At 54.3% G+C, this 20,751-nt stretch carries 19 protein-coding genes; 2 read left to right on the top strand and 17 right to left on the bottom strand.

What is annotated here, in order from left to right:
- Nucleotides 1–69 precede the first annotated feature (69 nt).
- From pyrH to rpsB, 3 genes are all read right to left on the bottom strand, one after another.
- The gene (gene pyrH / locus V5S80_RS02465) at nucleotides 70–834 is read right to left on the bottom strand and encodes a UMP kinase (protein ID WP_395169149.1); all 765 of its coding nucleotides are present in this window, start codon (nucleotides 832–834) and stop codon (nucleotides 70–72) included.
- Nucleotides 835–1,167: 333 nt separating this feature from the next.
- Nucleotides 1,168–1,995 (bottom strand): translation elongation factor Ts, encoded by an 828-nt coding sequence (tsf, locus tag V5S80_RS02460; protein ID WP_395169148.1) that lies wholly within the window; start codon nucleotides 1,993–1,995, stop codon nucleotides 1,168–1,170.
- 34 nt (nucleotides 1,996–2,029) lie between these two features.
- Nucleotides 2,030–2,887: a 30S ribosomal protein S2 gene (gene rpsB / locus V5S80_RS02455; protein WP_395169147.1), complete on the bottom strand. Its 858-nt coding sequence runs from the start codon at nucleotides 2,885–2,887 to the stop codon at nucleotides 2,030–2,032.
- An 846-nt stretch (nucleotides 2,888–3,733) separates the two neighbouring features.
- On the opposite strand from rpsB, the gene V5S80_RS02450 reads away from it, so the two are divergent.
- Entirely contained in the window at nucleotides 3,734–4,312 is a 579-nt protein-coding gene (locus V5S80_RS02450; protein WP_395169146.1) for a M23 family metallopeptidase, read from the top strand.
- A gap of 16 nt (nucleotides 4,313–4,328) precedes the next feature.
- Here the strand turns inward: V5S80_RS02450 and V5S80_RS02445 are convergent, their stop codons facing one another.
- The 8 genes from V5S80_RS02445 to rplS all read right to left on the bottom strand — a co-directional run bounded on the left by V5S80_RS02445 (nucleotide 4,329) and on the right by rplS (nucleotide 11,823).
- The gene (locus tag V5S80_RS02445; protein WP_395169145.1) at nucleotides 4,329–5,342 is read right to left on the bottom strand and encodes a tyrosine recombinase XerC; all 1,014 of its coding nucleotides are present in this window, start codon (nucleotides 5,340–5,342) and stop codon (nucleotides 4,329–4,331) included.
- A 56-nt stretch (nucleotides 5,343–5,398) separates the two neighbouring features.
- Nucleotides 5,399–6,655: a DNA-processing protein DprA gene (gene dprA / locus V5S80_RS02440; RefSeq protein ID WP_395169144.1), complete on the bottom strand. Its 1,257-nt coding sequence runs from the start codon at nucleotides 6,653–6,655 to the stop codon at nucleotides 5,399–5,401.
- Nucleotides 6,645–8,267, bottom strand: coding sequence for a YifB family Mg chelatase-like AAA ATPase (locus V5S80_RS02435; RefSeq protein ID WP_395169143.1), 1,623 nt, complete (start codon nucleotides 8,265–8,267; stop codon nucleotides 6,645–6,647). Before V5S80_RS02435 ends, dprA begins: the two co-directional genes overlap by 11 nt.
- On the bottom strand, nucleotides 8,267–8,737 hold the full coding sequence (locus V5S80_RS02430; RefSeq protein WP_395169425.1) for a YraN family protein: 471 nt from the start codon (nucleotides 8,735–8,737) through the stop codon (nucleotides 8,267–8,269). Before V5S80_RS02430 ends, V5S80_RS02435 begins: the two co-directional genes overlap by 1 nt.
- Nucleotides 8,738–8,976: 239 nt before the next feature.
- Entirely contained in the window at nucleotides 8,977–9,282 is a 306-nt protein-coding gene (locus V5S80_RS02425; protein ID WP_395169142.1) for a DUF2469 domain-containing protein, read from the bottom strand.
- Nucleotides 9,283–9,355: 73 nt separating this feature from the next.
- Entirely contained in the window at nucleotides 9,356–10,042 is a 687-nt protein-coding gene (locus V5S80_RS02420; RefSeq protein WP_395169424.1) for a ribonuclease HII, read from the bottom strand.
- Nucleotides 10,043–10,126: 84 nt separating this feature from the next.
- Nucleotides 10,127–10,915 (bottom strand): signal peptidase I, encoded by a 789-nt coding sequence (gene lepB / locus V5S80_RS02415; RefSeq protein ID WP_395169423.1) that lies wholly within the window; start codon nucleotides 10,913–10,915, stop codon nucleotides 10,127–10,129.
- 566 nt (nucleotides 10,916–11,481) lie between these two features.
- Nucleotides 11,482–11,823 carry a 50S ribosomal protein L19 gene (gene rplS / locus V5S80_RS02410; RefSeq protein ID WP_395169141.1) on the bottom strand — a complete coding sequence of 114 codons (342 nt, stop codon included), beginning with the start codon at nucleotides 11,821–11,823 and terminating at the stop codon, nucleotides 11,482–11,484.
- 363 nt (nucleotides 11,824–12,186) lie between these two features.
- Here rplS and V5S80_RS02405 point away from each other — a divergent pair, with 363 nt between their 5' ends.
- A complete protein-coding gene (locus V5S80_RS02405; RefSeq protein WP_395169140.1) occupies nucleotides 12,187–13,626 on the top strand; it encodes an MFS transporter in 1,440 nt (479 codons plus the stop codon).
- Nucleotides 13,627–13,707: 81 nt separating this feature from the next.
- Here V5S80_RS02405 and V5S80_RS02400 read toward each other — a convergent pair whose 3' ends face one another.
- From V5S80_RS02400 to ffh, 6 genes are all read right to left on the bottom strand, one after another.
- Nucleotides 13,708–16,086, bottom strand: coding sequence for a Tex family protein (locus V5S80_RS02400; protein WP_395169139.1), 2,379 nt, complete (start codon nucleotides 16,084–16,086; stop codon nucleotides 13,708–13,710).
- Nucleotides 16,061–16,939, bottom strand: coding sequence for a tRNA (guanosine(37)-N1)-methyltransferase TrmD (gene trmD / locus V5S80_RS02395; protein ID WP_395169138.1), 879 nt, complete (start codon nucleotides 16,937–16,939; stop codon nucleotides 16,061–16,063). Before trmD ends, V5S80_RS02400 begins: the two co-directional genes overlap by 26 nt.
- Before the next feature lie 78 nt (nucleotides 16,940–17,017).
- Nucleotides 17,018–17,692 carry a ribosome maturation factor RimM gene (locus tag V5S80_RS02390; protein ID WP_395169137.1) on the bottom strand — a complete coding sequence of 225 codons (675 nt, stop codon included), beginning with the start codon at nucleotides 17,690–17,692 and terminating at the stop codon, nucleotides 17,018–17,020.
- Between the two features lie 40 nt (nucleotides 17,693–17,732).
- Nucleotides 17,733–18,005, bottom strand: a complete 273-nt coding sequence (locus V5S80_RS02385) for a KH domain-containing protein (protein ID WP_395169136.1) — start codon at nucleotides 18,003–18,005, stop codon at nucleotides 17,733–17,735.
- A gap of 217 nt (nucleotides 18,006–18,222) precedes the next feature.
- Complete coding sequence (rpsP, locus tag V5S80_RS02380; protein ID WP_395169422.1) at nucleotides 18,223–18,684, bottom strand: 30S ribosomal protein S16; 462 nt, start codon at nucleotides 18,682–18,684, stop codon at nucleotides 18,223–18,225.
- A gap of 280 nt (nucleotides 18,685–18,964) precedes the next feature.
- The gene (gene ffh / locus V5S80_RS02375; protein WP_395169135.1) at nucleotides 18,965–20,587 is read right to left on the bottom strand and encodes a signal recognition particle protein; all 1,623 of its coding nucleotides are present in this window, start codon (nucleotides 20,585–20,587) and stop codon (nucleotides 18,965–18,967) included.
- Nucleotides 20,588–20,751 lie beyond the last annotated feature (164 nt).

Here is a 20,751-nt window from a genome sequence, read left to right as displayed (position 1 = left end):
GGTAAAAATACCTCACATCTAATAGAAGGCTGAGTTAAACATTAGGCAGTTAGTGGCCCCTTGGCCCGGTTAATCGTCCTCGGACGAACGCACCAACGTTCCGATATTCTCTCCGCTCACTGCTCGCGCAATGTTGCCGTCTACCAGTAGGTTGAAGACGAGAATCGGCATGTCGTTATCCATACAAAGACTAAACGCGGTTGCATCCGCGACCTTAAGCTTCTTATCGAGGCATTCACGCGGGGTGACTTCCGTGTACAACGTCGCGTCAGGATTCGTACGCGGATCATCGTCGTACACACCATCGACAGCTTTCGCCATTAACAGCACCTCACAACCAATTTCCAATGCGCGTTGGGCTGCAGTGGTGTCCGTCGAGAAGTATGGCATGCCCATACCAGCGCCGAAGATCACAACACGCCCTTTTTCGAGGTGACGACTGGCACGCAAAGGAAGATACGGTTCCGCAACCTGCGCCATGTTGATAGCGGTCTGGACGCGGGTCTCAATGCCATGCTTTTCCAAAAAATCCTGCAGAGCAAGACAATTCATGACCGTGCCCAGCATCCCCATATAATCAGAACGAGAGCGGTCCATTCCCCGCTGCGACAACTGTGCCCCCCGGAAAAAGTTGCCACCACCAATAACGACGCAAATCTCGACACCATTGCGAGCAACCTCAGCAATCTGGCGAGCGACATTGTCGATGACATCAGGATCCACTCCAACTTTACCGCCACCGAACATTTCACCACCCAACTTCAACATGACCCTCTTGTACGGTGACCGTTGAGGACCGTCTACAGATGAAAGGGGGGCGTCGTTCTGCGCCATTCTGGTTGTCTCCTCATAAAATTGAGCTCGCGACCCTACCGGCTTTAGGTTGCTGTGAGTAGCAAAAGGACCAGGAGGTACCCGTTCGGTTTTTCTCGTAACATTCTACCTGCCACCGCGGATAAGAACACAACCCGATGACCAGCATGCCGCATACGAACATGAGTATGACTCGATATGGGCGTCGTTGTACCCTCGCCGAATGGGCACGAGCACAAAAATAGCCCCGCTCCCTGACGCCAGTTCACAACCGACGTAAAGGGGCGAGGCTACGACACCATGGAAGGTACGCCGGTAACACGTACCCCTCCATATAGAGCGGCAATGACTAGATTAGTGCTGGCCAACCTCGTAACGACGGAAGCCAGTAAGCGTCACACCCGCTTCATCCATCAGCTGTTTAACAGTCTTCTTGCTGTCAGCAACCGACGGTTGTTCCAACAAAACAACGTCCTTGAAGAAGCCATTCAGGCGACCTTCCACAATCTTCGGAAGAGCCTTTTCTGGCTTCCCCTCTTCACGAGAAGTAGCCTCAGCGATAGAACGCTCTTTCTCGACAACATCGGCGGGAACGTCCTCACGAGTCAAATACGTTGCCTTCAGGGCAGCGACCTGCATAGCTGCACTGTGAGCAGCCTGCTTCGCAGCGTCACCGTCACCCTCGTAAGCAACGAGCACACCGACAGCCGGCGGAAGGTCTGCAGAACGGTGGTGTAGGTACACAGCAACGTTGTCACCCTCGATGGTAGTAGCACGACGCAGCGCCAGTTTTTCGCCAATCTTCGCTGAAAACTCCTGCAAAGCATCTTCTGCACGGGCTCCATCGACAGTAACGGAAGCCAACTCCTCAGCAGAGTTCGCTTTCACTTCACCAGCTGCCTTCGCAACTTTGTCGGCAAACTCTTTGAATTCGGCGTTCTTAGCAACGAAATCTGTCTCAGAGTTGACCTCGATCATGGTGTTACCAGAAACGGCAATCAGACCTTCAGCAGCAGTACGCTCAGCGCGCTTACCGACATCTTTCGCACCCTTGATGCGGAGGAACTCCACGGCCTTATCGAAGTCGCCGTTGGCTTCTTCGAGAGCCTTCTTGCAGGACATCATACCGGCGCCAGTGATCTCACGGAGCTTCTTAACATCAGCTGCGGTGTAATTCGCCATCAGCGATTCTCCTTACAATTGGTGAAAACGGGTCTTACTTGGACTCAGTTTCAGATGATTCAGCGGCCTCGTCACCAGACGCAGCAGTCTTCTCAGTTACTTCAGAAGCATTCTCAGAAGCTGCATCGCTGGCCTCACCCTCAGAGGACACAGGGGCTTCGCTGTCGCCTGCTGCAGCTTTAGCTTCCGCCTGTGCACGCTCAGCACGAGCTTTTTTACCCTCTTCCACAGCAGAAGCAATAACGCCGGTCAGCAGCGCAGCCGAACGAATTGCGTCGTCGTTGCCCGGGATCGGATAGTCAACAACGTCGGGATCACAGTTGGTGTCCAGAATAGCCACAACCGGAATGTTGAGCTTTTGAGCCTCCGAGACAGCAATATGCTCCTTGTTCGTATCCACGATCCAGATCGCGGAGGGAACCTTGCTCATGTCAGAGATGCCACCGAGGACGCGCTCAAGCTTGGTGCGCTCGCGAGTGAGCATCAAAACTTCCTTCTTGGTGCGACCTTCGTAGCCATCTTCCGCCGCATCCATCGCCTGAAGTTCCTTCAAACGGGACAAACGCTTATGGACAGTCTGGAAGTTCGTGAGCATACCGCCCAACCACCGGTGATTCACATACGGCATACCAACACGCTCAGCCTCAGTAGCAACTGCTTCCTGGGCTTGCTTCTTGGTACCAACGAAGAGAATGTTCCCGCCGTGGGCGACGGTTTCTTTCACGAATTCGTACGCAGAATCGATATACGTCAGGGTTTGCTGAAGATCGATAATGTAGATGCCGTTACGGTCCGTGATGATGTAGCGCTTCATCTTCGGGTTCCAACGACGGGTCTGGTGACCGAAATGGACACCGGCGTCAAGGAGCTGACGCATGGTTACAACAGCCATATTTTCTTGGGAAGCACGTGCGGAACGCTTCGGTGCTTACTGAACCCTCGAACCGTTAATCACTGTTCTTGGCACAGAAACACAGCGGTCCTGCTCCCCTCCTCGCTTTCTGCTCGGACGTAGTGGTTATTTCTTAACATAGTCAGCTTGATCAGCTGAAGTGTGTGGATTTCCTCCACACCCTGGTGCCATCAGGTCTGAATACTCAGAAGCCAGAATCAAACCCTGCAGCAAATCCGTTCTGCAATCCGCCGCCACGTGTCGCCCGGTTCCCAAGACCACTATTCACACCCTCACCCAAGTTTTTCTTCCTGTTGGCCAGCCGCGATTATGCAGACCGTCAATATGAGCGGGCTCCCTGGATGGCAATACTCAGTCAAAAACATGGGCGCGATGGTCACGCGAAGTCAATGGTCATGCGACAAAGCCATGAGGACGATACACCATCCATCTATCACGACGGCGGCGTTGAGATCACTGGATACCGCTGTACCCATCAACAATCCTCATAACCCCATACGCTGACGCATTGCAGTAGATAACTGTACTGTCTACGCCATATTTTCCCAAGTCGTCCGGGTATACAGCATGAGCAACTCGGCCCACAGCACAACAGACCGCTGAAACCCAAATCATCATTAAAGAAAAATTCTCCAATGCCCTGTCATCATGTTCCCCTTCCAGGCTACCGATGTGGCCAGATGGGGCCGTCCACACATCGATAGTTATCCACAACGGTAGGCGTGAAATCGTCCCAATGACCTCACTGTGTTTAAGGGATCGAACACACTGTCCCATATGAGAAACATAGATCCACTTCACGACCACCGAAATGACAGTAGACCGATGAGCAGAGTACTCATCGTGATCACTGTGGTGTGGCTGATGGGACTCATTCTCATTCCGCCGCAGACGCCGGAATTCACAGGACATACACTCACTCCAGGTGATGGTGCCACCACATCACCACATGGCGTCACAACGTCACCTCCCCGCCTGGATCACCACAGAACTCCCACGCTGACTCGACGACACCGATTACCCGTTCTATCCAAGGTAAGCAGACCTTTTGAAGCCCCACCACGCCCGTGGCTTCCAGGGCACCGGGGTGTCGATCTAGAGGCCACTCCAGGCACGGAAATTCGGGCGTCAATGAGTGGAATCGTTGCTTTCGCTGGAAACGTTGGTGGTAGGCCGGTGATATCAGTTGACCACGCAGACGGCGTTCGCACAACGTATGATCCCGTCCTCACTCGACTTTCCCGTGGCGATAGAATCCGCCGAGGAGAAATCCTCGGCATTCTAGCACCCGAAAATGAAGCAACTCATGGGCCCGGGCTTGGATGGGGAGCGAAAATCGGAGAGAACTACATTGATCCGTTAACACTGCTCGGCCATGCCGAGATCCGCCTCAAACCTGTATAAGCCCAGTATCCTATAGTCACGCTCGAGGATGAGCGTGATTGAATACTGCTTTCAACCGTGCAGAGTCAACGTGGGTGTATATCTGGGTTGTCGCCAACGAGGAATGTCCCAAGAGTTCCTGAACTATACGAAGGTCTGCTCCCCCCTCCAGAACATCTGTTGCTGCACTATGCCTCAATGCGTGCGGAGATACATCACCGCCGACAACAGTCGACGTCGCCTGATGAACAATGGTTCTCACTTGGCGAGGGTTAATGCGCTTTCCTCGTACCCCGAGAAATAGTGCATGATCAGTGTCGGTCCGGCTGCGACCACTAAGAATCGATGGCCGTCCGTGGGTGAGCCAACGATCGATCGCACGTGCGGCCGAGTTGCCGAAAGGGACAACACGTTGTTTATCCCCCTTACCCAGAATATTTGCTGTCCTCCGACCTAAGTTAACATCGTCAACATTGAGCCGGCAAAGCTCAGAAACCCGGATACCCGTCGCATAAAAAAACTCAATTATCGTCCAATCACGAAGAGCAATGGGATCATCTTGCTCTGCACCAATTTCCAGGTTGTGGATGATCTCTGCCGTCTGATCAGATGTCAACACCCGGGGAAGGATCCGATCTGGGCGAGGTGATACCAGTCGTGATGCTGGATCATTACTCATAATTCCTCGCCGTGTCAGCCATCGACCGAAGTTCTTTGCAGCGGACGCTCGCCGCGCCAAACTCGACCGTGCATGACCACTGCGTAGTGCTGCGGCCTGCCAGCCTCGAATGTGGTGAAGTGATAGCTGTTCGACAGTGGTAAGGCCAGCTACAAGTGAGTGAAGATCATTACGATATGCCTTGATCGTATTGCTGCTGCGCCCCTTGGTGAATTGCAGAAAATTCAAGTAATCCTCGATGATTGCGTCCCACTGTGGTGAAACGCCAGAATCCAGTAGTTCTGGACGGATGGCTCGAGACTCCGCAGCCTCAACAGCACGATGGTCTTCCGGCGAACCATCATCATGGGGGGTATGCACAGTTCCAGCCATGTTTACCAAGTCTAGCCTCACCGCCCACAGAAAGGTGCAGCATCCTCAAGGGTAACCTAGTTTGCCGCGATGTCACGCTCCCACAGATTTCCGACGCGGTTAATGAACCCTTTTGTTTTGAGCTCACACAAAATCGACATAGTCTGTGCAAGAGGGAGCCCAGCAGATGCTGCGATAGCAGTAGCGTGGGATCCTTGGTCGCTGACGGCATCGAAAACACGAAGAGATGAGCGCTCTAGACGTTGGACGGGGCGTGGAGGAAATTTCATCTGCAATTCGACGTCACTGTCAACTAAGCCTAGAGGGCTGAGTGATTCGATGAGGTCCGCCCCGCTTTCAATGAGTTCTGCTCTACCATCGCGAATGAGTCTGTGACAACCGTGTGACGACCGTGATGTCACCGGACCGGGCAAGGCAAATATTCGTTTGTTCATTGTTTCCGCCCAGCTCACTGTGTTGAGGGCTCCGGATCGATAGCCGGCTTCAATAACAATAACGCCATCACCCAAAGCCGCGGAAAGTCGGTTTCTCGTCAAGAAACGATGACGGGCTGGCCGTGTACCCGGTGGATACTCGGTAATCACCGCTCCAGCATGAGATATGTCGTCGAAGTCCTTTCGGTGGGCGGCGGGGTAGGCGATGTCAATACCATTGGCAATAACAGCGATGGTGGCGTGGCCTGCGGCGAGTGCTCCTCGGTGGGCACTAATGTCAATCCCCAGGGCTCCGCCCGATACCACGGTCCATCCGTGGGCGGCACACTCGGCACTAATATCAGCGGCGATGGAATAGCCATATCGCGTAAAGGCTCTTGTTCCGACAATAGTGATTGCTTTTTCTGTCAATGATCGAATGTTACTTCCTTTTACCCATAACCCATGAGGTGGGATGGCGTCATCACAGTGAGACTTTGGTCCATCTCCGGTCCGTGACGCATGAAAAGATTCGGCAAGCATAGGGCCAGGCCAAGCATCATCGTCCGGGGTGATGAGGCGCGCGTCGACGGAGGCTGCGGTCTGGAGATCAGCCAAGGGCTGAAACCACTCGTATCGTGACTGTGTTGCCCGCAGTACCTCAGGCGGCAAGGTGGGGTCGCGGCGGATGATGCGCTCTGCAGCCGCGATAGGGTCCGGTGTGTCTTTGTCCCACAGGAGCGCCAACATGTGGACGTTAGGCCCTTCGACGACACGATTGAGGTAAGCCCATGCTTGGTGACGTGCAGTGAATTCGGAGGTGTCGCAGAACGTAGGTGGATGGATCAACTCCGGTACGTGTCTACGAGAAATTGCCTCATGGTGTGACTTATCGTCCAACGTTGTCAACTCCCTCGTAGAGTACTCGTGCTTCGTCGATGTGGTCGAGCGTAAGATGTGCGAGCTCGGTTCTATCCTTCTCATCGAATGGTGTTTTTTCGTATACGGCAGCGTCGAGATCTGCAATGGTGAAGGCAACTCGGCATAGTCTGTCGACGCCGCGTTGACTCACCGAATCAGTCCGCAAGAGATGATCCACATAGGTTGCGATATCCGGGGTTGCGCTCAACCACGTTCGAAGCCAGGTGCCCGGGACACGTGCGTTTGTGATTGGCCCGATTCCACATGCACTCCACCGGCGCCTAGCTCGCGCGTGGGCACGGCATATGCGCTGTCTCATAGACTGAGACGATTCCCCACGTTGTGTCGAGGACACGGTTGCCCGATTGGGAACGGTGGTGACAGCGATATCAATCCGGTCGAGAAGCGGGCCTGAGAGGCCAGATAGATACGTCGAACGGCTCCGCCCGGTACACCGGCATTCCTGGGGTGTCGGTGCACCACATGGACATGGATTCGCCGCCATAATCAGCTGAAAATCGGATGGGTAGACGACAGACGAGCGGTTGCGAGCTATGCGAACACATCGCTGTTCAAGTGGTGTACGAAGAGAATCAAGGACACGAGCCTTCATCTCCCCGACTTCATCCAGGAAAAGGACACCGCGATGGGCACGGCTAATCGCACCTGGTCGCGGACTTCCTGCTCCACCTCCAATCAACGCGGGTATTGAAATCGAATAGTGAGGATCAACAAAAGGTGGTTGCCTTATAACATCGGTGGCGGTTTCCGAAGCCAATGAATGAATTGCCGTAACTTCAAGACACTCCTGTTCAGTCAACGGGGGCAGGACAGTGGGAACCCGCGAAGCGAGCATTGATTTTCCTGAACCAGGTGGCCCAATGAGAAGCATATGGTGACCCCCTGCTGCAGCAATTTCGATACCTCGCCGAGCAACTTCTTGCCCAATCACGTCTGACATGTCACGGTGATCGTCACATCCCACCGACACTGACGCCAAAGGCTGATGATCACAGGGAACACACCCAGGAGCCTCGGACTCGTCCGATCCCCACACAGCATTACCCGTACATGCCCATATCCACGCTGCCCGCAACGATGTTGCTGACCATACTGTGATACCCGACACCAACGATGCCTCCGGTGCATTCTCTGCAGGAACAACCGCTGCCGTCATCCCCTGATCGCGGGCAGCGATGACAGCGGGAAGAACACCCGCAATCGGCCGTACATCACCAGTTAAGCCAAGCTCACCAAGAAATACCGTCGAACCAAGGCGCCGGGCCACCTCAGGCTCGGATGTCTCCGAACGATTCGACGCTAAAACTGCCATCACCAACGCAAGATCATAACCCGACCCTTTCTTCGGTAACGATGCTGGAGACAGACTGACCACGATTTTTGTCCGTGGCCACTGGAGACCAGAATTTCGAGCCGCTGACCGAATACGATCACGAGCCTCCGAGACTGCCGTGTCCCCGAGCCCAACCACACTCATCCCCGGTAGACCAGGGCCAGAGTCTGCTTCAATTGAGATTGGAATCCCGGAAATGCCGTGGAGAGCCACCGAATACGTACGCCCGACACTCATCACGCCACCTCTTCAAAGTGCTCAAGGACACAAGCACGAGGGACATCAACAGCTATATCAATGAGGTCAATACGAATCACCTGCGAATACATCCGGGGATGAGCACGAAGCCACTCCCCCATGCCGCGGCGAAGCGTCCGCTGTTTCCTCCGTGTAATCGCTTCGATCCCGCCCCCGAATAGTTGAGTCCGGCGTGTTTTCACCTCGACAACGACACAGGCAACACGGGAGTCCCGTTGTCTATCACGAAGTACGGCCGACACGCTGGAGCCACCTGCCTTACCAAGGGCCCCGTCAACCGGCTCGCAATCGCGCAGTTCGGTGGTGGCGATGATATCTAGTTCACCGCCCTGAAACCGCCAATTTCTTTCCACGATAGTGAACCCATGGTCACTGAGCCATTCTGCCGCGCGATCCTCGCCCCACTTTCCTAGTTGCTGAGGAGAACATGCGGCGCTCACCATCCCCATCGTGGTGTTATCAAGTCTCAGGCGTGTAGTTGTCCTCTTGCTAGTCCACACAGCCACCACCCAGACCCACTGGCCTCCATTTACTCAACACAGAGCACACCATCGCATAGAAATCCCCAGTGGCGGTGAATCGTCATGACGACTACTGCGCACACTGGGGATAACTTCTATGCTGTGGATAACACATCATCGATGGCACCAGCCCCGCCTAACCTGAATCAAGTGGATCCCACGGTCAGCTAATCCGGGAGCTGGATATCAGGCTTATCCAATTCTTCGATATTGACGTCCTTGAACGTGATCACGCGAACGTACTTCACGAATCGGGCTGGACGATACATATCCCATACCCAGGCATCCGACATACGAACCTCGAAGTAGACTTCCCCATTCGAGTTGTTAGGTATGAGCTCAACAGCATTAGCTAGGTAGAAACGGCGTTCTGTCTCCACAACGTATGAAAACTGGCTCACTACATCGCGATATTCGCGATACATGGACAATTCAACGTCCGCCTCAAAGTTTTCAAGATCCTCAGAGCTCACTGAAACTCAATCCTCCACAACAGATTCGAACATGAAACAAAATACATTAGGACATTTTCATAAGGGCAAACGATTAGCTCGAACGCTTAGCGTGATACACAGCGATCGCTTCCATCACATTGCGATAAGTGTAACGATGCTCGACTGTTCCCCCATGGAGGCGCACCGCATCCATGTGTTGCCGGGTACCGTATCCTTTGTGTTTGTCAAAGCCATACTCGGAATATTGCTGAGCAAGCTCACACATGTAACGATCCCGAGTTACTTTAGCCAACACACTCGCCGCGGCGATACACCGCGCTGAGGAGTCGCCACCAATAATCGGAAGATGTGGCTGAGTCAATCCATCGACACGCATCGCATCAGTGAGAACATAGCGGGGATGTTGCTCCAAGGTTCCTACCGCACGACGCATCCCGGTGATATTCATAACGTGAATTCCATAAGCATCAATATCAGCAGGTGGGATAAGAATAACTGACCATGATTCAGCATACTGCTGAATGATCGGAAACAGTTTTTCCCGTGTACGCTCAGACAATTTCTTCGAATCCGTCAACTGGTCGAGTCCCAGAATAGGTCTCGACGGCAATATGCACGCAGCGATAGCCATCGGCCCACAACACGCACCTCGTCCAGCTTCATCGACACCCGCAACAGGACCTAAACCAGCTTTGACTAAAGCGTGCTCATATGTGCGCGCATGTGGCATCCGTCGGACACGAAGAGGCGTGAGACTACCTGTTCCACATTCATCCATACACGCCTTCACGTTGATAAACGCCGATGAATGTCCCCTAGACAATCTACTGCCACCCCGTACAGTCCCCACCACAACTACCCCCTACTGAATATCAGGATGTGTCACAGCCCCTATTCGATTCAGCGGCAAAATACGTCCATCGACACGGCCAATGACATTGTCGACAGGAACAGTTCCCTGATCCTGATCCCCGAGATGATACCGAGAATCTCGTGAATTCGTTCGGTTATCTCCCATGACCCACAGATGGCCCTTCGGCACCTTCACTGGGCCAAAAAACTCACCACCACACGCTGCCGAACCTCCCCGCGTATCAACCGTGCGAGCAGGAGGGTTCAAGATATATGAGCTATCGATTCTCCTCCCATTCACTTTCACACCATCATCACCTGGCAAACATTCCACCGTTTGTCCACCGGTTGCAATAACGCGTTTCACAAGATCATTCTCATCCGGGGCAACCAACCCCATGTAAGACCCTAGATTCTGAAGACCCCGGACCACACCATTACTGGATCTTCTTGCTGTATACGCTTTATCCCAGGAATCCGGTCCTTTAAAGACCACAACATCACCTGGCTTAGGATCCTTAAAATGGTAGATCATCTTATTCACAAAGATTCGATCATTCTTACAGTTCGTGCACCCATGCAGGGTGGGCTCCATAGACTCTGAGGGGATGACATAAACCCGCCCGATGATAGCTTGAAAAGCAATAGTCACCACGAGAGCGATAGCAATGATGATCGGAACGTCAATATACCATGGACGGCCCGTACGCGACGACGCGTCTTTCTGTGGAACCTTTCGCGCGCTCGTCGCAACGGGACGCCCTGCACGACGGCCACCACCGCGCACATCACGGTCCACCCGGCGGCGAGATGACACCTCCCCGCGAGGTCCAGAAACAGACCTACTCTCATACCCCGCCCTCGGAGCACGTCGACGGCTCTCACCACTGCGGCCTGGCGTACCCCGTCGAAACTCTCCATATTCATCTCGATACTCCCCATATTCATACGAGCGTCGTGGTCGCGCATCATGCGCTGGCGGCCGCTGTCGCCGAGCTGCATCCGTTGACCGCAGCCGAGGCTCACCCCGCACAGGACGCTCAGACGGCTGGCGCCGACGCCGATACTGATCAGAAGGGAGTCCCTCGACATGCGCACCCCGAGACGGAAATCCACCAGACGAGGAGTTCTCAACCCGAGAACGCTCGGGGCCACGGCGCACCGATGAGCGAAAACGCTCAGGAGGGGTACGCCGGCGTCGGCCCGATGGAGTCGTCTCATTCACAGGCCGCCATAGTACCAGCAGAATTCAGTAAAACATGATGACGTGCGCGCGCAAACCCTCGGGACTTTCCTCCTGACGCAAAAAAGCCAATGCACCATGGTCCTCCACAGCACATTGGCCTGATAGGCTCACCACTACAACTAGCGGCGCTCCTTAATCTTAGCTGCCTTACCACGCAAGTTACGCAGGTAGTACAGTTTCGCACGACGAACACGACCGCGAGTGAGAACCTCAATATGGTCGATGTTCGGGGTGTGAACAGGGAAAGTACGCTCCACACCAATGCCGAAAGATACTTTACGGACAGTGAAAGTCTCACGGATACCGGAGCCCTGACGACGAATAACGACGCCACGGAATACCTGAATACGGGACTTCTGACCTTCGATAACCTTGACGTGAACGTCGAGAGTATCACCAGGACGGAATTCCGGGATATCGTCGCGCAACGACGCAGCATCAATTTTGTCAAGAATGTTCATAATTCTGATCCTTCTCGTTCGGAGTAGAGGAACCTAGCGGCATGCCCCCTAGAGGCGCTCGACCGGTTCATACCCGGTACATTGTCACTGCCCATTCGCGCAGAATACCGTGAAATGATCACACATCATTCCTTACGTGCGAAAACCAGACGGACACAACCATCGGTCACGACCCACTGCATTCTGACGAATCAGACAACCCAACCATTATTGCACTACGCAAGGGCTTTCTCCAAGTCACACACCAGCACATGGAGCAGACCCCCATCCCCGCACCCCCGTGCACCATATCTGTACCCTTATCTACCATTCACTGCTGCTGTCGTCCGCGGCATATCCTCCCCCTCAGAAAAGAGACTCCCTGTGACCCATCATGACAATGCCCACCAAACCCCAGGCTCTCACGACAACCACTCACCCACCCGTTGCGCATTGCCCCCCACCTCCTCCACCCACGACTCCACCACTGATAGTCACGCATCACCGCTCACTGCGATCATTGCCGCATCCAGTGGAAACCTCGTCGAATGGTTCGACTTCTACACCTACGCATTCTTCAGTGTCTACTTCGCCGAGCAATTCTTTACCGGAACTGGAGAAACCGGTGCATGGGTGAAATCTGCTGCCGTGTTTTTCGTCGGATTCTTAATGAGACCACTCGGCGGATATCTCTTCGGCCGACTTGCCGACAAACGTGGACGAAAACACTCCATGATGGTCGCTATCGTCATGATGTGTACCGCCTCATTCCTTTTCGCAATCCTTCCCACCGCTGCCACCGTCGGCGCTGCAGCCCCCTGGCTACTCCTCGCAGTACGATGCGTTCAAGGCATCTCCGTCGGCGGTGAATACGGCTCCACAGCCACCTACATGTCGGAAATTGCTCCTCCCGGCCGCCGTGGATTCTATTCGTCATTCCACTACGTCACTCTCATTGGGGGACAACTTCTTGCCAGCCTCCTAGCAGTCACGTTGACACATATCCTTGGCGACGATGCCATCATCAATGGCTGGTGGAGGCTCCCCTTCGCCATCGGTGGTGCCGGCGCCATTGTGTCACTCCTCCTCCGATCAACACTGGAAGAAACAACCCGAAACGACGACCGTGCCCGCACAACCAGCGGGTCCTTGACAGCAGTAATCACCTACCCACGCTCGTTTTGGGTCGTCTTCGGACTGACCTGCATCGGTTCGCTCGCGTTCTATACCTTCTCGACATATATGCACAAGCATCTGATCTCAACCAGTGGATTCACCAAAGGTGAAGCAAGCGACATCATGACGGTCTGCCTGTTCCTCTTCATGCTGATGCAGCCAGCCGTCGGTGCGCTATCTGACAAGATTGGGCGCAAGAACTCCATGCTCATCTTCGGCGTTGGCATGGTCATTCTCCCCGTTCCCGGGTTCACTCTCCTGGCTCACGTCGACAACCCACTCGTCGCGGGAATCGTCATCACGATTGCCATGGTGGTTCTATCGTTTTACACAGCGATCTCCGGAATCGTGAAAGCAGAAATGTTCCCCATGCACCTCCGAGCACTTGGTGTCGGGTTCACGTACGCCATCGCCAATTCACTATTCGGCGGCAGCGCTGAATTCGTCGCGTTGGGCCTCAAGAACGCCGGGCACCCAACCTGGTTCCCCCTCTACATGACCATCATCGCCGCGCTGGGATTAATTGCGATTTCCTTGATGAAGGACAATCGGACTCATTCCACCCTCGATCATCAAGACGAACTTCCAGAACACCCCGGACACGCCACCCGCCCGAGGCCAAAAGACAGTGACAACGACAACAGATGACCAGTTCCCTCGACGCCACCACCAACGGACATCACGAGACACACCCCGCATCACAATGCCAATGCGTCTCCCGCGTGTCCATTACTGGCCGAATCCCGCCTTTCGAAGCGCATCAGCCAGTGAACCCCCACTGGCAGAACCATGCTGATTCCGGCGCTGAGCCCGACCATGCCCACGAGCAAAGCGATGCTCACCTCGCTGGCAGTTCGCGCCACGACGATCACGACTACCACCACGACCACCAGGTTCTCCCCCGTCACGACGGCGCCCCTCTGATCCGGACCTCCGCGAAACCTCCCCTGGTTCATCATGAAGGCGAAGCGACAACCCAATCCGTTGCCGGTCGCCGTCCACATCCATGACTTTGACACGAACCACGTCACCTGATCTCACCACATCATGAGGATCAGACACAAAGCGATCACTCATCGCCGAGATATGCACAAGGCCGTCCTGATGGACCCCAATATCTACAAAAGCACCAAACGCCGCAACATTGGTCACTGTGCCCTCGAGGATCATTCCAGGTGTGAGATCAGAAACCTTCTCAATACCGTCCGTAAACGTCGCTGTCCGGAACTCAGGGCGTGGATCACGACCGGGTTTATCCAGCTCAGAAATGATATCTGTCACCGTAGGAATACCCACAGTTCCATTCGCAAAATCAGCCGGGTTCAGCCCACTGAGAACGCGCGAATTACCTATTAGATCATCAACATCACATCCCGTCACCGTCGAGATCGTCGACACGACACCATAGGATTCCGGGTGCACGGCCGACGCATCCAACGGCTGCGAACCACCACGAATACGCAAGAATCCTGCACACTGCTCAAATGCTTTCGGCCCGAGACGCGGAACCTTCGTCAACGCCTTTCTCGAATCGAACACACCATTATTTTCCCGGTATGCAACAATATTCTCCGCAATTGTTGGGGTCACTCCAGCAACCCGGGTCAGCAACGGAGCAGAAGCCGTATTGAGATCAACACCAACAGCATTCACAGCATCCTCAACCACGGCATTAAGAGCATTCGTCAAAGATGCCTGGTTGACATCATGCTGATACTGTCCCACACCAATTGATTTCGGATCTACCTTGACCAATTCAGCCAACGGATCCTGAAGGCGACGTGCAATCGACACCGCACCACGCAAGGAAACATCCAAGTCCGGACACTCCTTACTGGCCAATTCAGACGCCGAATACACAGAAGCACCTGCTTCTGACACGACCACAGCCGTCGGCGCCGACATACCAGCCTCCCTGACCTTGGTCACCACCTCCCGGGACAGTTTTTCTGTTTCACGGCTCGCAGTCCCATTGCCGATAGCCATCAAATCAACATGGTGCCGCACACACATCGCGACCAACTCATCAACCGCAGCTGACCAACTATTCTGCGGCTGATGCGGATACACAATCGTCGTATCGACAACTTTTCCGGTCTCATCAACCACGGCAACCTTCACACCATTGCGATAACCCGGGTCAAGACCAATCGTTGTCTTCTGCCCAGCGGGCGCCGCAAGTAGCACGTCATTAAGATTCTTCGCGAATACCTCAACTGCTATGTTTTCCGCTTTCTCCTTCGCACGCATCCGAGCATCCATACTCGCAGACACACTCAACTTGGTCCGCCACCCCCACCGCATGGCATTCTCAATCCACTCTGACGCAGGTCCACGCCCAGTAACCGTGCTCCAGACATCTGCATCATCAGCGATCAACCCCACATAGGTATCGTCATCACCCGGATTGATCGACAGGGAAATGATCCCCTCACGTTCACCACGGAGCAGAGCCAGCACCCGATGCGACGGGATCCGCGACAACGGTTCCGCAAAATCGAAATAATCCCGATAGGTCAAGCCTTCCGTTTCCTTTCCCTCCACAACATGAGCCTCGAGTGCCCCCTCCGCCCACACCATGTCGCGGATATGACCGACTACGTCAGCATTCATGGCCAAACGGTCGACGAAAATAGCTCGCGCGCCCTCCAATACCTTCTTCGCGTCGTCGAACCCTTCGGTTGTATACGCTTCCGCAGCAGCTTCCGGATCGAGAGTCCCATCATCAAAAAACGAATCAAGCAAAGGCTCAATCCCGGCATCCCGCGCTTTATCGGCCTTCGTTATCCGCCGCTTCTTAAACGGCAGATACAGATCTTCTACACGGGCTTTAGTGTCACACTGATTGATAAGTCCACGCAGCTCATCGGTCAGTTTTCCCTGCTCATCAATAGCTGCAAGAATTGTTTTCTTACGATCCTCCAAATCCCGCACATATGTCAGACGTTCCGCTAATGTGCGGAGCTGGGCATCATCCAGACCACCAGTGGCCTCCTTACGATACCGGGCGATGAAAGGAACTGTATTCCCTTGATCTAACAAATCAACCGTCGTACGGACTTGTTGTTCAGTAATGCCTAATTCATGAGCGAGAGTCGGAATAATCACCCGATCGATGGTAGCCGTTGCTCACCAACCACGTGTCGTCAGCACTATCCAAAAGGCCGTCAGCCCGGCAACGCTCGATTAAATCAGGACGCCGCCGCGCAGTCATTGCTAGAGCCTGATTACGGTTCCACCGGTCAACCTTCGCATGATCGCCCGACAACAACACATCAGGCACCTCCAACCCACGCCACGATCGCGGCTTCGTATAACGTGGTCCTTCTAACAACCCATCAGAGAATGAATCCTCCTCATGACTACGACGATTGCCCAACACACCGGGGATCAATCTCACAACAGCTTCAGCCATCACCAACACGGCCACCTCACCACCTACCAGAACATAATCCCCGATCGAAACTTCCTGCACCCGATAACGAGACCGCGCATCATCAAAAACGCGCTGGTCAATGCCTTCATACCGGCCGCAAGCGAAGACAAGATGATCCTCCTGCGCCAAATCCTGAGCCAACGATTGAGTCAACGGCACCCCTGTCGGAGTGGGGACGATAAGCACCGGAAGCGACGGGGACGAGGAAACGGTGGTACGAACACAGTCAATCTGCCGCGGTGTTCCGCGGTGGCGCTCCGCACTGACGAGATCATGAGAATCTGCAACAGGACCTGACCCCTGGGCCACATCGTCCAACGCGGGCCCCCACACATCAGCCCTCATCACCATCCCCGGGCCTCCACCATAAGGCGAATCATCCACCGCCCTATGGACCCCAGACGCCCACTGGCGCACATCATGAACTCCGACACTAATGATTCCCCGCTCAATCGCCTTTCCCAGCAATGCATGCCTCAATGGCTCCATGTATGCAGGAAAAATCGTGAGAACATCGAGTCTCATATGGTGTGGTGTCGACCTCCGACCCCCACTCGAGTATCCATCTGTTAGCTCTGAACCCATGCGTTCCTCCATCCTGCTCTACCGGAGATCTAACAATCCGTCAGGCGGAGTGATCACAATGGCCTCGTTATCCGTATCGACAATGGGGACAATACTTTCAACAAACGGAATGAGAACGGTTCGAGAACCGTGTGCCGCAGCGCTATCGGTACCAGGGTTGGAAACAGAACTACCCGTATCCATCGTCACCTCAAGTAACCGGTGGGCGGGACCGCGCAACACATTCGTCACGATTCCAATATCCTCAGGCTCCGGTTGTGCACCGTCATATGCTCTCGCATAGGCCTCATCCGCGGTGACCTGCCCTACGGTGAGTACATGGAGGCCTTCCAGCTCAAAGTCGTAAAACTCCTCACCTGAATCATCGAGCTCAGGCTCCGCGAGAAAACGCACACCTCGAAGTGACTCAGCAGCATCTCGATCCGAAATTCCGTCAGCCCGCAGGATCATTCTTCCTTGGTGACCGCGAACCGCGGCGATGGTCAAAGAAAATAAGTCCTGGTCTTCCTTGCTCTTTCTACGCTGACGACCCCCCGATGGAACAGCCCGCACAACAGCCCCTACCGCAAACCGACCACGAGGGTCATCCGTCGTCGGTTCAACAATAAACTCCCCACGAACTCCGTGAGGTTTGATGACACGTCCAATCTGGACGTAATCAGGGCTATGCGGCGAGTCATCATGCTTGGTCACTGTGCCATTATCACAAAGCACACCACTCGACGCGAATGCGCTAGCGAATCTCTATTCGCACGTCACTGTCAAGCGTGTGAAGCACAGTACGCAACGCCTCCGCATGCCGCCCCTTACGACCAATCACTAACGCGCGGTCATCAGGATGCACAGAGACGACGAGGACCATTTTTCGTCCCCGATACATCGTCTGCACAGCAACGTCATCAGGATGAGCAACAATCCCTTGCACTAAATGAAGAACAATTTTTTCTTCCGATGACATTGCCTGTGACGTTGTACTGCGAAGATCTGAAGGGAATGGATTGGTCATAGCTGCCACTATAGTTTGTTATCCATCATCAACGACCCGGTGAAAATATGTACCGCACAACCTCAGCACAGTTCGTCATCGACCAGCCACGAAGGTGATAGAAAACGTAGAGACTTTCCGGGACACACATGCAAAACCGGTGTGTGGAATGACCCACACACCGGTTAGTGACAACTCCGCTAGCCGTCACATGGAGACTGTAGAGCGCGCTCCCGCTTTACTCCGCTGCAGCCTCGTCAGCTTTCTCTTCAGCATCAGCTTCCTTAGCGGCCTCTTCTTCAGCAGCCTTCTTGGCAGCCTTACGCTTCTCTGTGATGGCCTCCAAGGTCGGAGCATTGTTGGCCTCGGCAAGAGCCTCATTGAAAAGCTCCAGCTTGGACTTCTTCTCAGGCTGAACCTTCAAAGTTCCTTCAGCGCCAGGGAGACCCTTAAACTTCTGCCAGTCGCCCGTCACCTTGAGTAAGGCAAGAACTGGCTCAGTTGGCTGAGCACCAACGCCCAACCAGTACTGGACGCGATCCGAATCAATGCGAATCACTGAGGGATCTGATTTGGGCTCGTAGATGCCCAGGTTCTCAATCGCCCGACCCGAACGACGGGTACGAGAGTCAGCAACAATCACACGGTAGTGCGGCGTACGGATCTTACCGAGACGCTGCAGCTTAAGCTTGACAGCCATATTCTTCTTTCTCCGGTCACCGGGCAGTGCAGACACTCCCCCAGACACGCCACCGCGCGATCACCATCAACGCACAGTCGTTCATCGTCGCCGCACGTGATATCTCGCGTGTGCCGCAGAGGGAGCCGGTTCAACCCTTGGATTTAACCTGCGCGTGACCACCGGACGGCCATAGCCGGAAACGATGTTACGCAGGAACGTTACATGCCATCGCGCTCACGAATGTCGCTCGCGCAGACAACCCATGGAATAGTACCAGACCCCCGGGGAATCGTCGAACTTATTTCCGCTTTCGACCAGGACCGCCCTGTCCGAAATCAAGATTGTTAAGGTCAATATTTTCCATCCCTTGAGGAAGATTGTTCTTCCCCAGTCCTGGTATACCAGGCATTCCCCCGGGCATTCCGCCCCCCATACCCATCTGCTGCTGAAGCTGCTGCAACTGATCCATGTTGGGCATTCCAGCGCCACGTTGCGCACTGGAATGATTCCGATTTTTTCCTTTCTTACCTTTCTTTCCTTTACGTCCCTTCTTCTGCTTCTTCGTGGCACTGCCACCCCCGAGACCAAAACGACTCGTCATCGTGCTCATCATTTTCTTCGCCTCAAAGAAGCGTTCAACGAGCTGATTCACGTCGTGGACGGACACACCAGAACCCGCAGCAATACGGCGACGCCGTGATGCATTAAGAATCTTCGGATCGTGACGCTCAGCCGGAGTCATACCCCGGATGATGGCCTGAATGCGATCAAGGTGCTTCTCATCCACCATGTCCGCCATCTTCGACATCTCTGAACCCCCGGGAAGCATCTTCATAATTGCCCCCATCGGACCCATGCGACGCACCATCAACATCTGCTGAAGAAAATCATCCAGAGTCAATTCCCCAGAAAACATTTTCGACGCAGACCGCTCAGCTTCCTGCTGATCAATCTTCTGCTCGGCGTGCTCAATAAGAGTGAGAACATCGCCCATTCCCAAGATGCGGTTGGCCATCCGGTCAGGATGGAAGACATCGAAATCGCCCAGCTTCTCACCGGTAGACACGTAGAGGATTGGTTTCCCAGTGACCTCACGAATCGAGAGAGCAGCACCACCACGAGCATCACCATCGAGCTTGGTCAGCACAACGCCAGTGAAGTCAACGCCCTCACGGAAAGCCTCAGCAGTATGAACCGCATCCTGGCCAATCATCGAGTCAATAACGAACAAAACTTCATCAGGGTTCGTGGCATCACGAATATCCCGAGCCTGCTGCATCAACACCTGGTCAATACCAAGCCGGCCAGCGGTGTCAATAATGACAACGTCATGTCTCGCGCGCTGAGCCTCCTCTATCCCTGCCCTCGCAACAGCAACAGGATCGCCGTGGGATTGACCCATCTCATGATCAACAGTATCGGTCCGAGTTCCCGGATCCGGCGCGAACGTGGGGACGTCTGCACGCTGGCCAACAATTTCCAACTGCTGAACCGCCCCGGGACGCTGAAGGTCACACGCCACCAACATCGGAGTGTGGCCGTGGTTCTTCAAATGCTGGGCGAGCTTTCCGGCAAGTGTCGTTTTACCTGCGCCCTGCAAACCGGCAAGCATGATGACCGTCGGCGGATTTTTCGCTAGCTGAAGGCGACGAGTCTCGCCACCCAAAATACCGACAAGCTCTTCATTGACAATCTTGACAACCTGCTGGGCTGGATTTAACGCTTGCGATACTTCAGTGCCAGCAGCACGAGATTTAATGTTCTTGATGAACGCCCGCACCACAGGAAGCGAAACATCCGCTTCCAACAACGCCAGGCGGATCTCCCGCGCCGTCGCATTGATGTCTGATTCAGTCAGCCGGCCTTTACCGCGCAAACCTTTCAGTGCCCCGGTCAAACGGTCAGACAGTGACTCAAACACAGATTCTCCCCTGTTGGGTTATCGGTCAACGTCAGCAACAAGCCGAAACAACCATCACGTGTCCCGGCAGGTACCAATTACAGTTTGTGAACTCCCTTAGCATACAAGCTCCCCGTAGACGGTACTGATCCTGCTCACAACGACACCACAATCACGAGGTCTTT

Origin of the sequence: Corynebacterium sp. PCR 32, from assembly GCF_037464985.1 — a bacterium.
Classification (GTDB): domain Bacteria; phylum Actinomycetota; class Actinomycetes; order Mycobacteriales; family Mycobacteriaceae; genus Corynebacterium; species Corynebacterium kroppenstedtii_D.
Note: the sequence above shows the minus strand (reverse complement) of the source record. Positions and strands in the feature narration are given on the sequence as shown.